General features: G+C 64.8%; 12 protein-coding genes, 1 pseudogene and 1 riboswitch. Of the genes and pseudogenes, 8 read left to right on the top strand and 5 right to left on the bottom strand.

Annotation, left to right across the window (positions count from 1 at the left end; genetic code table 11):
• Positions 1–31: 31 nt before the first annotated feature.
• From NKJ84_RS05675 to NKJ84_RS05660, 4 genes are read right to left on the bottom strand one after another with little or no spacing between them, the layout of a single operon-like run.
• Positions 32–409: a four helix bundle protein gene (locus NKJ84_RS05675; protein WP_352505698.1), complete on the bottom strand. Its 378-nt coding sequence runs from the start codon at positions 407–409 to the stop codon at positions 32–34.
• A gap of 21 nt (positions 410–430) precedes the next feature.
• Positions 431–1033 (bottom strand): NADH-quinone oxidoreductase subunit C, encoded by a 603-nt coding sequence (locus NKJ84_RS05670; RefSeq protein WP_352505697.1) that lies wholly within the window; start codon positions 1031–1033, stop codon positions 431–433.
• Positions 1034–1038: 5 nt separating this feature from the next.
• Entirely contained in the window at positions 1039–1620 is a 582-nt protein-coding gene (locus NKJ84_RS05665; RefSeq protein ID WP_023720749.1) for a NuoB/complex I 20 kDa subunit family protein, read from the bottom strand.
• Positions 1611–1976: an NADH-quinone oxidoreductase subunit A gene (locus NKJ84_RS05660; RefSeq protein WP_023720750.1), complete on the bottom strand. Its 366-nt coding sequence runs from the start codon at positions 1974–1976 to the stop codon at positions 1611–1613. Before NKJ84_RS05660 ends, NKJ84_RS05665 begins: the two co-directional genes overlap by 10 nt.
• Before the next feature lie 335 nt (positions 1977–2311).
• Between NKJ84_RS05660 and NKJ84_RS05655 the strand changes: the two genes are divergently transcribed.
• The 8 genes and pseudogenes from NKJ84_RS05655 (at position 2312) to NKJ84_RS05620 (ending at position 12570) form a co-directional block, all read left to right on the top strand.
• Entirely contained in the window at positions 2312–3511 is a 1200-nt protein-coding gene (locus NKJ84_RS05655; protein WP_352505864.1) for a winged helix-turn-helix domain-containing protein, read from the top strand.
• A 29-nt stretch (positions 3512–3540) separates the two neighbouring features.
• Positions 3541–3744, top strand: a riboswitch (cobalamin riboswitch).
• A gap of 38 nt (positions 3745–3782) precedes the next feature.
• Positions 3783–4208 (top strand): annotated as a pseudogene (locus NKJ84_RS05650) (DUF1636 family protein); the annotation flags it as partial.
• Positions 4209–4213: 5 nt separating this feature from the next.
• Positions 4214–5254: a cobalamin biosynthesis protein CobW gene (gene cobW / locus NKJ84_RS05645; protein ID WP_352505696.1), complete on the top strand. Its 1041-nt coding sequence runs from the start codon at positions 4214–4216 to the stop codon at positions 5252–5254.
• Positions 5255–5272: 18 nt separating this feature from the next.
• The gene (locus NKJ84_RS05640) at positions 5273–8923 is read left to right on the top strand and encodes a cobaltochelatase subunit CobN (protein WP_352505695.1); all 3651 of its coding nucleotides are present in this window, start codon (positions 5273–5275) and stop codon (positions 8921–8923) included.
• On the top strand, positions 8920–10410 hold the full coding sequence (cobG, locus tag NKJ84_RS05635; RefSeq protein ID WP_352505694.1) for a precorrin-3B synthase: 1491 nt from the start codon (positions 8920–8922) through the stop codon (positions 10408–10410). Before NKJ84_RS05640 ends, cobG begins: the two co-directional genes overlap by 4 nt.
• Positions 10407–11054 carry a precorrin-8X methylmutase gene (locus NKJ84_RS05630; RefSeq protein ID WP_502896042.1) on the top strand — a complete coding sequence of 216 codons (648 nt, stop codon included), beginning with the start codon at positions 10407–10409 and terminating at the stop codon, positions 11052–11054. Before cobG ends, NKJ84_RS05630 begins: the two co-directional genes overlap by 4 nt.
• Positions 11051–11809: a precorrin-2 C(20)-methyltransferase gene (locus NKJ84_RS05625; protein WP_352505692.1), complete on the top strand. Its 759-nt coding sequence runs from the start codon at positions 11051–11053 to the stop codon at positions 11807–11809. Before NKJ84_RS05630 ends, NKJ84_RS05625 begins: the two co-directional genes overlap by 4 nt.
• Positions 11806–12570, top strand: a complete 765-nt coding sequence (locus tag NKJ84_RS05620) for a precorrin-3B C(17)-methyltransferase (RefSeq protein WP_352505691.1) — start codon at positions 11806–11808, stop codon at positions 12568–12570. Before NKJ84_RS05625 ends, NKJ84_RS05620 begins: the two co-directional genes overlap by 4 nt.
• Here the strand turns inward: NKJ84_RS05620 and NKJ84_RS05615 are convergent.
• On the bottom strand, positions 12534–13316 hold the full coding sequence (locus NKJ84_RS05615; protein WP_352505690.1) for a cobalt-precorrin-6A reductase: 783 nt from the start codon (positions 13314–13316) through the stop codon (positions 12534–12536). The genes NKJ84_RS05620 and NKJ84_RS05615 overlap by 37 nt on opposite strands.
• Position 13317 lies beyond the last annotated feature (1 nt).

Raw genomic sequence — 13317 nt, 5'->3', positions numbered from 1 at the left:
TGAGTAGTGATCATCAACCTCAATGCCTGCTTCATTCCGCCTGCTTGGCCTGCACCGTCCGGATAAGAGATCTCGTCATTTTTCCAATCTCTTCGCATCGCAGTAGCAGTTCAATCTCATCGTCTTTTCGTAGCAGCCCAACCCGGCATGCCAGCAAAATGTGCGTTTCCAGTTCCTTCAACGAACCTTGCGCCATGCGCAAAAATTGAACGAACGAACCTCTGTTTTCTCGACCGTATCCCTCCGCGACGTTGGCTGCGATCGAAACCGCCGATCGGCGCATCTGCGAGGTCATGCCGTAGATCTCCTCCTTCGGAAACCCTTTACTGATGCGGTAACAATCTTCAGCAAGCACCATCGCCGATTGCCACACCTTCAGGTCGCGATAAGATTCGATCCTTTTTTCCAATTCCTACTCACTACTCACTACTCACTGTTTCGCCTTCTCGTCCCCCGGCAGAACATAATCCGTGCCTTCCCATGGGGACAGAAAATCGAAATTGCGGAATTCCTGCTTGAGCTCCACCGGCTCGTAGATGACGCGCTTGGCCTCGTCGTCGTAGCGCACCTCGACGAAGCCGGTCAGCGGAAAGTCCTTGCGCAGCGGATGGCCTTCGAAGCCGTAGTCGGTCAGAATCCGCCGCAGATCGGGATGACCCGAAAACAGCACGCCATAGAGATCGTAGGTTTCGCGCTCGAACCAGTCGGCGCCGGGATATATGCCGGTGATCGACGGCACCAGCGTCTCTTCGTCGGCCTGGACCTTGATGCGGATGCGGATATTCTGCCTCGGCGACAGCAAATGATAGACGACGTCGAAGCGCTTTGCCCGCGACGGATAATCGGCGCCGCAGACATCGATGATCGAGATGAACTGGCATTTCGGGTCGTCGCGCAGGAAGGTCACTGCCTCGATCAGGTCGCGCGGTTCGACCGAGATGGTGAGTTCGCCATAGGCAAACACCGCCTCGCCGATCCGGCCGGTCAGCTTCTCGCCCAGATAGGTCGAGAGGTCATTCAACGCCTGGGTCATGCCGCTCACCGTTCGATCGTGCCGGTGCGGCGGATCTTCTTCTGCAGGAGAAGGATGCCGTAGAGCAGCGCTTCGGCGCTCGGCGGGCAGCCGGGCACGTAGATGTCGACCGGCACGATGCGGTCGCAGCCGCGCACCACCGAATAGGAATAATGATAATAGCCGCCGCCATTGGCGCAGGAGCCCATCGAGATGACGTAGCGCGGCTCCGGCATCTGATCGTAGACCTTGCGCAGCGCCGGCGCCATCTTGTTGGTCAGCGTGCCGGCAACGATCATGATGTCGGACTGACGCGGAGACGCGCGCGGCGCGACACCGAACCTCTCGGAGTCATAGCGCGGCATCGAGGTATGGATCATCTCGACCGCGCAGCAGGCGAGACCGAAGGTCATGAACATCAGCGAGCCGCTGCGCGCCCAGGTGATCAGCGCCTCGGTCGAGGTGACGAGAAAGCCCTTGTCGGCGAGCTCGTTGTTGATCTCCAGGAAGAACGGATCATCCTCCCCCACCGGCCTGCCGGTGTTGGGGTCGATGAGGCCCTTGGGCTTCGGCGCGACGAGCGTGCCGGAACTGTCGTTCAATCCCATTCCAGCGCTCCTTTTTTCCATTCATAGGCAAAGCCGATGGTCAGCACCGCCAAAAACACCATCATCGACCAAAAACCGAGCATGCCGATCTGGCTGAACGACACCGCCCAAGGAAACAGGAAGGCTACCTCCAGATCGAAGATGATGAACAGGATCGACACCAAGTAGAAGCGGATGTCGAACTTCATGCGCGCATCGTCGAACGAGTTGAAGCCGCATTCATAGGCCGAAAGCTTTTCCGGATCGGGGTTGCGGTAGGCCACCAGGAAGGGTGCGGCAAGCAGCGCCAGCCCGACCACCAGCGCCACGCCGATGAACAGGACGATGGGCAGGTACGAACCTAAAAGTGCGTTCATGCTGCAGTTTCCGTTGGCGGCCAATCCACTCTGATACAGCACCGGACCCACTTGCGGAAGCGTGACAGTTTAACCACTGAACCGTTTTAAGGGGGCTCTATGCTGCAACGCGGCGAGGGTTAGCGCAGCGCTTTCGGCGAAGCAAGTCAAACCTTGTTCAAATCGCGGTACTGGGCGGCATATCCGGGAAAACTGGTCAGATCCGCTCCTGTTTGATTTCTTTCACTTTTCACTCCACTTTTCTCTCCTGACATGGATACCGCCAAAACCCTGCTAGCATGGCGCGGAATCACAGATTCTCTTCTCTGTCCGGCATCATCAGGATACCCGCATTGATGAAGGAAAAAATCTCACTTCGCATGGCCCGCCGCATCGCGCTGGCGGCACAGGGATTCAATGACCCCCGACCCGCCGGTACACCCGACCGCCGACATCTGGCCCGCGTGCTTGCCCGTACCGGCCTGCTGCAGATCGATTCCGTCAGCGCCGTGGTGCGCGCCCACTACATGCCGCTCTATTCGCGGCTTGGCCCCTACAAGCTGGCGCTGCTCGACGACGCCGCCATAACGCGCAAGCGCATGGTCTTTGAATATTGGGCGCACGAAGCCTCCTTCCTGCCGGTCGAGACCTATCCGCTGATGCGCTGGCGCATGCAGCGGGCCGAGCGCGGCGAGGAAATGTACAGCGGACTGGCCAAATGGGGCCGCGAGCACGCCGCCTATATCGAAGACATCTATCGCGAGGTCGCCGAACGAGGCCCGATCGCGGCGTCGGCTTTCGAAGGCCAGAAGGGTTCGGGCGGCTGGTGGGGCTGGAGCCATGCCAAGCACGCCTTCGAATGGCTGTTCTGGGCCGGCCGCATCACCACCGCGCATCGCCGCGGCTTCGAACGGTTCTACGATCTGCCGGAGCGCGTACTGCCGCCCGCGATACTCGCTCTACCGGTTCCCTGCCCCGAGGACGCCCACCGCGAATTGCTGCGCATCTCCGCCCGCGCCCATGGCGTCGCCACGGCAGGCGACCTGCGCGACTATTTCCGCCTCTCGCCCGCCGATATTAAGGGCCGCATCGAGGAGCTGGTCGAGGCTGGCGAGCTGTTGCCGGTGAGCGTCGACGGCTGGAGCAAAACAGCCTATCTCCATAAGAACGTCCGTTTGCCGCGCAGGATCGAGGCGCGCGCCTTGCTTGCGCCGTTCGATCCCGTGGTCTTCGAGCGGTCGCGCACCGAGCGATTGTTCGACTTCCACTACCGCATCGAGATCTACACGCCGGCCGAAAAGCGCCGGTATGGCTATTATGTGCTGCCGTTCCTGCTCGGCGACAGCATCGTCGGGCGCGTCGACCTCAGGGCCGACCGTCCGGCCGGCGTATTGCGCGTCCATGCCGCCTATGCGGAGCCCGGCGCCCCGCCACAAACCGCTGCCGAACTCTTCGAGGAATTGAAGCAGATGCAGGGCTGGCTCGGGCTTGAGCGCATCGCGGTGACGGCTGCCGGCGACCTTGGCCGGCCGCTCGCAGATATCGCCGCGTCATAGACGTGCGTTGACACGACTGCCTCCACAAGCCTAAATCCGTTTCAGACGGTCCCCTGCCCGCAACGGCAGGGGCCAAGAGGGAATGCGGTGCGAAATCTCGATTTCAAATCCGCGGCTGTCCCCGCAACTGTAAGCGACGAGCCAAGGCCGAAAACCACTGGGATATTCCCGGGAAGGCGGCACCAAGGCGATGACCCGCGAGCCAGGAGACCTGCCGTCTAGGACATAAGAATCCGATCGCCTGGCGGGTTTTCCGGGCAAGGAGCCTGATTTGGAACGCGACAGCAGTTTTTCGGCTGAGACAGCGGATTTATTGTCCGGCCCTGACGATTCCCCGGCCGGCGTTACCGTCATCGTCTGCTCTTCCTGCCGTGACGAGACCGGTTCGGACGCTCATCCCCGCGCCGGCGAACTGCTCGCCGAGGACACGCGCCGCGCCGCTTCCGGCGAAAACATCAAAATCCGCACCGTCGAATGCCTCGGCAATTGCAAGCGCCGGCTCAGCGCCGCCATGCTGCGCGACGGCTGCTGGAGTTACGTCTTCGGCGACCTGACCGCGACCAGCGGCGCCGATCTCGTGACCGGCGCAAAGCTGTTCGCCACCTCGACGGATGGGCTCATTCCGTGGCGCGGCCGTCCCGATTGCCTGAAGCGCGGTCTGGTTGCCCGCATCCCTCCCCTCGACCTTTTGAAGGACTTGATATGGCCGCTGCCCCCCTTTCGCGCGTCCCCTGCACCGTCGTTACCGGATTTCTCGGCGCCGGCAAGACGACATTGATCCGCCATTTGCTCGAAAACGCCAAAGGCAAGCGGCTGGCCATCATCGTCAACGAGTTCGGCGACATCGGCATCGACGGCGAGATCCTGAAGGGCTGCGGCATCGACACCTGCCCCGAGGAAAACATTGTCGAGCTGGCCAATGGCTGCATCTGCTGCACTGTCGCCGACGATTTCGTCCCGGCACTCGACCAGATCCTGTCGCTGATGCCGAGGGTCGACCATATCCTGATCGAGACGTCCGGGCTGGCCCTGCCCAAGCCGCTGGTCCAGGCCTTCCAGTGGCCGTCGGTCAAGAGCCGGGTGACCGTCGATGGCGTTATCGCCGTCGTCGACGGACCGGCGCTGGCTGATGGGCGCGTCGCCAACGACATGGACGCCCTGCAGGCGCAGCGCGCGCAGGACGAGACGCTCGAACACGACGATCCGGTCGAGGAAGTATTCGAGGACCAGCTCGCTTGCGCCGACCTGATCATCCTCTCGAAGAGCGACCTGATGGACGCAGCCGGCTCGGCCCGTGCCAATGCCGTCATCGGCAAGCATGTTGCGCGGGCGGTGAAGATCGTGCCGACTTCGCAAGGCAAGGTCGATCCGTCGGTGCTGCTCGGCCTCGGCCTCGCCGTCGAGGACGACATAGAGAACCGCAAAACCCATCACGACGACGAGCTCGACCACGAACATGACGATTTTGACTCGTTCGTCATCGACATCGCGTCCGTGTCTAACCCGGACGAGCTCGCACAACGCGTCGCCACGGCGGCGGAGGAAGAAAACGTGTTGCGCGTCAAGGGCTTCGTCGAGGTTGGCGGCAAGCCGATGCGGCTCCTGCTGCAGGCCGTCGGCCCGCGCGTCAACCATTATTACGACCGGGCCTGGACCGCTGAAGACGATCGCCGCTCGCGCCTTGTCGTCATCGGTCTGAAAGGGCTGAACCGCCCGGCGATAGAGCGTATCCTCGCCGGCTGACCCCAGGTACAAGCCGCGATGCACATCCTCACCACCACATCCGCCTCGCTCGACGATCTCGCCGAGCCTGTCGATCTCAGGCAAACGCCTGCGGATGTCGTGGCCCTGTCCTTCACCGACAGCGACCTGGCCGGGCTGGCGGCGGCGTGGAAGGCGGATGCGGACCGCCTGCCCTCGATGCGGCTCGCCGCCTTGCGCGACCTGCGCCATCCGATGTCCGTCGACCTCTGGACCGAGAGCGTCGCCCGCCACGCCAAGGTCATTCTGGTCCGCATTCTCGGCGGCTACGAGTGGTGGCGCTATGGCTGCGACCAGCTCGCCGTTATCGCGCGAAATCGCGGTATCAAGCTGGCGCTCCTACCGGGCGAGAGCCACGACGAGGATTTGCGACTGATCGAAGGCTCGACGCTGCCGCGCGAGGAGTTGGACGCCCTGCTTGGCTATTTTCGCGAGGGCGGGCCGGCAAATATGACGGCGCTGGTGCAGAGGCTGGCAAGTCTCGCTGGATCTGGTGCGGCGGTAGCCGAACCCGTTAGCGTGCCAAAGGCTGGATTTTACGAGCCGGGACTGGGGGTCGTAGAACGCGGCGTCCCCCTCCCCCTCGAGGGGAGGGTCCGGCCGCAGGCCGGGGATGGGGTCCTCTCCGAAGCGCGCCAACTCAAAGAGGCGTCGAGCACTGCCGCAATGACCCCACCCGGCCCTTCGGGCCACCCTCCCCTCGAGAGGGAGGGGGACGTCGTGCCAATCCTCTTCTACCGTTCGATGCTGCTCGCGGCCGACGTCGCGCCCATCGACGCGCTTTTCGAAGCGCTGAGCGCGCGCGGCATGGCTCCCGTGCCTATCTTCGTCTCCAGCCTCAAGGACCCGGCCTCACTCGCCTTTGTTGAAACCGCGCTTGCAACGCTGAAGCCTGCCGCCATCATCACCGCCACAGCTTTCGCCTCTGGGGCCGAGCCGGGCGTTGAAACCCTGTTCGACCGCGCCGGCGTGCCGGTGTTCCAGGTCATCGTCGCAACCACCCGCCGCGACATCTGGCAAACCAATCAGCGCGGCCTGGCGCCCGCCGACCTTGCCATGCATGTCGTCCTGCCCGAGCTCGACGGCCGCATCCTGGCCGGCGCCATTTCCTTCAAGGGCGAAAGCGAAACCGATCCCGCATTGGCCTTCCGCGCCTTCGCCAACCGGCCAGAGCCCGACCGCGTCGCGCAAGTGGCGAACCGTATCGAGGCATTCGTGCGCCTGCGGCGGACGCCGCGCGCGGAACGCAAGCTCGCCATCCTGATCCCCGACTATCCGAGCGCCCCCGGTCGCACCGGCTACGCCGTCGGCCTCGACGTGCCGTCCAGCGTGCTGGCAATGCTGCACGATCTGAGCGAACAGGGCTACGCCGTTGAAAGGATTCCGCAAACGCCAAGGGAGTTGTTGGATTTGCTGGAACGGGGGAATGGTGGGCTGAGACTGGACGATTATCTCGCTCTTTCTGCAGAGTTACCGACTGCGGCACTCGCTGCCGTGGAGGCGGCATGGGGTAAGGCGGAAGATGAGACAGGTTCGCGCGAGGCGCCCCCCTCTGTCCTGCCGGACATCTCCCCCTCAAGGGGGGAGATTGGCCGTTTCGCCGACGGCACCCGTTCTGCAACCTCAGTGATTGGCGAAACCGGCAATGAGAGCGCAATCTCCCCCCTTGCGGGGGAGATGTCCGGCAGGACAGAGGGGGGTGTTCAAGCGCCTGCTGTCGCCAAATTCCGCTTCCGCACGGCCACGTTCGGCAACATCACCGTGGCGCTCGCCCCCGATCGCGGGCGCTCAGTCGACCGCCGCGCCGACTATCACGACCCGACATTGCCGCCGCGCCATGCGCTGGTCGCCTTTGGCCTCTGGCTGCGCCAGTCGCTCGGCATCCATGCAATTGTCCATGTCGGCGCCCACGGCACGCTGGAATGGCTGCCCGGCAAGACCGTTGCGCTCAGCGAAAACTGCTTTCCCGAAATCGTCACCGGCGCCCTGCCCGTCGTCTACCCCTTCATCGTCTCCAATCCAGGCGAGGCAGCGCAAGCCAAGCGGCGCGTTGCCGCCGTCACGCTTGGCCATCTGCCGCCGCCGCTGACCGGCGCCGGGCTGGACGAAAACCAGCACAGGCTTGAACGACTGGTCGACGAATATGCCCAGGCCGACGGGCTCGACCGCCGCCGCCGCGACCGCCTGGCGAAGCTGATAGTCGAAACGGCGGAAAAGACCGGCCTCGCCTCAGAGGCTGGTGTCGCCAGGACCGACGCAGCCGACGAGGCTTTGCGCCGCATCGACGCCTGGCTCTGCGATCTCAAGGATTTCGCCATCAAGGACGGCCTGCACATTTACGGCCGCTCGCCGGAAGGCGAGGCTGATCCGTTGCGGCGGGAAAGCGCGGCAGCTGAAAAAACCGCGCTGCTTGCCGCCCTCGACGGCCGCCACGTCGCTGCCGGTCCGGCCGGTGCGCCGGCACGGGGTCGGCGCGATGTTCTGCCGACCGGCCGCAATCTTTTCACCGCCGACCCACGCACCATGCCGACGCCGACCGCCCATGATCTGGGCAAGGTGGCAGCGGAAGAAGTGGTCCGCAGCTACATGCAATCGCATGGCGACTGGCCGCGCTCGCTGGTCATCGACCTGTGGGGGTCGGCCTCACTGCGCACCGGCGGCGAGGAGATCGCGCAAGGCCTGGCGCTGATGGGCTGCCGGCCGCAATGGGATTCAGCCACCGGCCGCATCACCGGCATAGATGTGCTGCCGCCGGCAACACTCGGCCGTCCGCGCATCGATGTCACCTGGCGCATATCGGGCTTGTTCCGCGACATGTTCCCGACCCAGATCGCGCTGATCGACGCCGCGGCCAACGCGGTGGCGACCCGCGACGAGGACGATTCGGAAAACCCGCTCGCCGCTAGGACCCGCATCGACGGCAAGATCAGCCCGCGCATTTTCGGCACCTCGCCGGGCAGTTACGGCGCGGGCGTCGAGGACTTGTTGTCGAGCGGCGACTGGGCCGCGCGCGAAGAGATCGGCCGCACCTATCTCGCCGCCACCTCGCACGCCTATGGCGGCTGCGAGGGCAAAGGCATTTCGGCGCCCGGCGCTTTCGAGGATCGCCTCGCCGAGGCCGACCTTCTGGTTCATACCGGCGACGACCCCGGCCGCGACATCCTCGAAGGCTCGGCCGACGTCGCCTTCATCGGCGGCTTTTCGGCAGCGCTTGCCGCGCTCGGCAAGAACGCCGACGTGATCGTGCTCGACACCACGGACCCGCAAAAGCCCAAGCCGCGCTCGATCAGTGAGGCCGTATCCCGGGTAGTTCGCGCCCGCGCGGTCAATCCGCGCTTCATCGCCGGCCAGATGCGTCATGGCCCGCGCGGCGCCTCGGAATTCGCCGAGACGGTCGACCGGCTTGTCGGCTTTGCCGAGACTACCCATGCCATATCGGGCACGCTTATCGAGGCCGTGCACGACGCCTATCTCGGCGACCCCGTGGTCCGCGCCTTCATCCTGCGCGAAAACCCTTCAGCCGCAAAAGTCATCGCCGAGCGTTTTCTCTCGGCACGGCGGCGCGGGCTCTGGCATCCGCTGCGCAATTCCATCGATGACGATCTCGCCGCACTGATTGCCGAAGCGCAAGCTCTGGGAGTGGCGGCATGAACGCTTTCTCGCGCCGTGACGCCTGCCCTGCCTTGTCCGCGCCGATGCAGACCGGCGACGGGCTGCTGGTGCGGCTCAATCCGGTCGCTGGAGGACTGTTGCCGAAATCGTTGATCGGACTCTGCGAATCCGCCTTGCGCCATGGCAACGGCATCATGGAAGTGACCGCCCGCGGCAGCCTGCAGATCCGCGGCCTGACGCCGGCAAGCGCGCGGCTGCTGGCAATGGAGGTCGACGCGCTCGGCATCGCCGTGCGCACAGGCGTGCCGGTCGAGACTGGCCCGCTAGCGGGCATCGATCCGCAGGAGATCGCCGATCCGCGACCGCTGACAGAGCGGATCAGGGTGGCGATTGAAGAGGCTGGTCTAACGGCAAGGCTCGGTCCGAAGGTTTCGGTCGTTGTCGATGGCGGCGGGCAACTGACGATGGATGCGGTAGTGGCCGATGTACGACTGGCTGCGATCAGAACCGACGCGGGCGTCCGCTGGCGGATAGCTGTTGCTGGCGACGGGCAGAATGTCAGGCCTCTCGCCATGATCGAGAAAGATGCTGCCCGTGATATCGCCGTCGCGATTCTCAGGATGGTCGCCGAAAAAGGCCGCGAAGCTCATGCAAGGGATTTGACGGAACGGCAGCGTAGATCACTCGCAAGCTGGCATTCCTTCGCGCCCCCCTCTGTCCTGCCGGACATCTGCCCCTCTAGGGGGGAGATCGGCAGTTCCGCCGACGGCCGTCCTTCTGCTGCCTCGGTATTCGGCGCGACTTCGGCGATTAGCGAAGGCGGAGACCAAGGTGCAATCTCCCCCCTAGAGGGGCAGATGTCCGGCAGGACAGAGGGGGGCGCCGTAGAGCGCCATCGCCCGCCCATTGGTATCTTCAACCTGAGTAACGGCCACGCTCTCGGCATCGGCCTGCCCTACGGCAGCATGCCCGCAGATAAACTCACCGGCCTCGCGCAGAGTGCCCTCACTCTTGGCACAGTCGAAATCCGCCTTGCCCCGAGGCGGGGCCTGCTTCTCCTCGGTCAGCCGGCAGCCGCCAACCAGCCCCTTCAAAACACCGCCGCTACCCTCGGCTTTGTCACCGACGCAGCCGATCCGCGCACCAGGATCGCCACCTGCCCCGGCGCACCCGCCTGCGCCTCCGGCCGCATCGCCACCCGCGACATCGCCGAGATCATCGCTACAGAAAACCGCGACATCCTCGATTCCTCCTTAACGCTGCACATCTCCGGCTGCGCCAAGGGCTGCGCCCATCCCGGTCCGGCGGCGCTGACCCTGGTCGGTGGCGAAAACGGAGCCGGACTTGTCGTGGACGGGACGGCAAAGGCATTGCCCGCCGGATACAGGCCGGGCTACGACGCCGCGCACAGCATCGGCCGCATTGCAGCGGCGATCCGCAGCGCACGACATTCCGGCGAAACTGCTGTCGCCTGCCTGGCAAGGCTCGGCGCGCCCGGCATCACCGAAATCTATCGACAGGAATGAGCATGCCCGCCCAGAACGCCTACGACTACATCCATGATGGCACGGCGATCTACGAGCGCTCCTTCGCCATTATCCGCGCCGAGGCCGACCTGTCGCGCTTTTCCGAAGCCGAGGCCGAAATCGCTATCCGCATGATCCACGCCTGCGGCCAGGTCGAGGCAGCGCGACATTTCGTTTTCTCGAGCGATTTCGTCGCCGCTGCGCGCACGGCGCTGGGCGCCGGTGCGCCGATCTTCTGCGACGCGCAGATGGTCTCGCACGGCGTCACGCGCGCCCGGCTGCCGGCCGGCAACGAGGTGATCTGCACGCTGCGCGATCCGCGGACCGCCGACATCGCGAAAAAGATCGGCAACACCCGCTCGGCCGCCGCCATCGATCTGTGGGGCGAGCGCATGGCCGGTTCGGTCGTCGCCATCGGCAATGCGCCAACCGCGCTGTTTTATCTGCTGGAAAAGCTGCGCGACGGCGCGCCGAAGCCGGCGGCGATTATCGGCATGCCGGTCGGGTTTGTCGGTGCCGCCGAATCGAAGGATGCGCTGGCCGAAAATTCCTATGGCGTGCCTTACGCCGTCGTGCGCGGCCGGCTGGGCGGCAGCGCCATGACCGCCGCCGCCCTCAATGCATTGGCGAGGCCGGGCCTATGAACGTGATCGCAAAAGGTCGACTGGTCGGCGTCGGCACCGGTCCCGGCGACCCCGACCTGCTGACGCTGAAGGCGGTGCGTGCGCTGGCCGAGGCCGATGTCGTTGCGCATTTCGCCAAGCGCGGCAACAACAGCAATGCGCGCGCCATCGTCGGCGCGCATTTTCGCCCCGATTTGATTGAACTGCCGCTGCTCTATCCGGTGACGACCGAGATCGACAAGGATCACAGCGATTACCGCTCGCAGATCACCGATTTCTATGAGCAATCGGCCGAAAAGGTCGCCGCGCACCTCAGCGCCGGCAGGATGGTCGCGGTGCTTTCGGAAGGCGATCCGCTTTTCTACGGCTCCTACATGCATCTTCATGTCCGGCTGGCGCACCGTTTTCCGACCGAAGTCATCCCGGGCGTCACCGCCATGTCCGGCTGCTGGTCGGCGACCGGCCTGCCGATCGTCCAGGGCGACGACGTGCTGACGGTGCTGCCGGGCACGATGAGCGAATTCGAGCTGACGCGTCGCCTCGCCGATACCGACGCTGCGGTGATCATGAAGGTCGGCCGCAACCTGCCCAAGATCAGGCGCGCGCTGGAGGCAACCGACAAGCTGGCGCGGGCCATCTATGTCGAGCGCGGCACCATGCCGGGCGGCGTCTCGATGCGGCTGGCCGACAAAAAGGACGACCAGGCGCCCTATTTCGCCATCGTGCTGGTGGCCGGCTGGTCGGGCCGGCCTAGCGCATTGAGAGCCGAAGCATGAGCGGCCGCCTCACCGTCATCGGCCTCGGGCCCGGCAACGCCGACCAGGTGACGCCGGAGGCAAGCCGCGCCGTTGCCGAGGCAAAATTCTTCTATGGTTACAAGCCTTATCTCGACCGGCTCGATCTGCGCCCCGACCAGACCCGCGTCGCTTCCGATAATCGCGAGGAACTCGCACGCGCCAGGGACGCGCTGCTGAAGGCTGCGGAAGGCCACGATGTCGCCGTCGTGTCGGGCGGCGATCCCGGCGTCTTCGCCATGGCGGCGGCCGTCTGCGAGGCGATCGAGGCGGGCCCACCCGAATGGCGCACGGTCGATATCGCTATCGTGCCCGGCATCACCGCCATGCTCGCTGTCGCCGCCCGCATCGGCGCGCCGCTCGGCCATGATTTCTGCGCCATCTCGTTGTCCGACAATCTGAAGCCGTGGGATTTGATCGAGCTGCGCCTACTTGCCGCGGCGGGCGCCGGCTTCGTGATCGCGCTCTACAATCCGATCAGCAAGGCACGCCCCTGGCAGCTTGGCCGCGCCTTCGAGTGCCTGACGGCGATCCTGCCCGGCACCACGCCGGTGATCTTCGGCCGTGCCGCCGGCCGTCCCGACGAGCGCATCGAGGTTTTTCTGCTGGCCGACGCCGATGCCGCGAAGGCCGACATGGCGACCTGCATCATCATCGGCTCGCCGGAAACCAGGATCATCAAGCGGCGTGACAAGGCCGCGCTGGTCTACACGCCGCGTTCGGCAGCTGGCCTAAGAACATGACCGACCAGAAAATGATCGACCATAGCGGCAAGCGATTCGATGGTTTCGGCCGACGTAACGTCCGGCAACGCCGGCCTGCGGATCATGACCACCTCGACGCCGAGGGCCCGCGCCGCCGCGATCTTGCCGTAGGTCGCCTCGCCGCCGCTGTTTTTGGAAACGACGACATCGATGCGGTGCTCTTGAAGCAGCGCGCGCTCATCGACCTCATGAAACGGCCCGCGCGCCAAGAGATAGGCCGCGTCGGGCACAGCGAGCCTGGGCTCGACCGGGTCGACACTGCGAATGAGATAATGATGCCGGGGAGCTGCCTCGAAGGCAGCGACCTCCTGCCGCCCGAGCGCCAGGAACACACGGCGCGGCACCGATCCCAAAGCCGTCACCGCGCTGGCAACGGTGTCGACCAACATCCAGCGATCACCTTCGACCGCCTCCCATTCGGGACGCCTGAGCGCAACGATAGGCACGCCGGTCATGCCCGCAGCGTCCGCAGCATTGGCGGAGATTTGCGCCGCATAGGGATGCGTGGCGTCAATCAGCAGGTCGATCTTGTTCTGGTGGAGATAAAACGCCAGCCCGCCGGCACCGCCGAAGCCGCCGACCCGCACCGGCACCCCCTGCGCGGCCGGGTTTTCGGTGCGACCGGCCAGCGACAGCATGACCGAAATATCCGCGCGCGCGGCAAGCTTGCCGGCCAGTTGCCGTGCTTCGGTGGTTCCGCCGAGGATCAGAATGCGGTGGGTCATC

Origin of the sequence: Mesorhizobium sp. M0048 (assembly GCF_040323405.1) — a bacterium.
In the GTDB taxonomy this organism is placed as follows: Bacteria; Pseudomonadota; Alphaproteobacteria; order Rhizobiales; family Rhizobiaceae; genus Mesorhizobium.
This window is presented reverse-complemented; position numbering and strand designations above follow the sequence as displayed.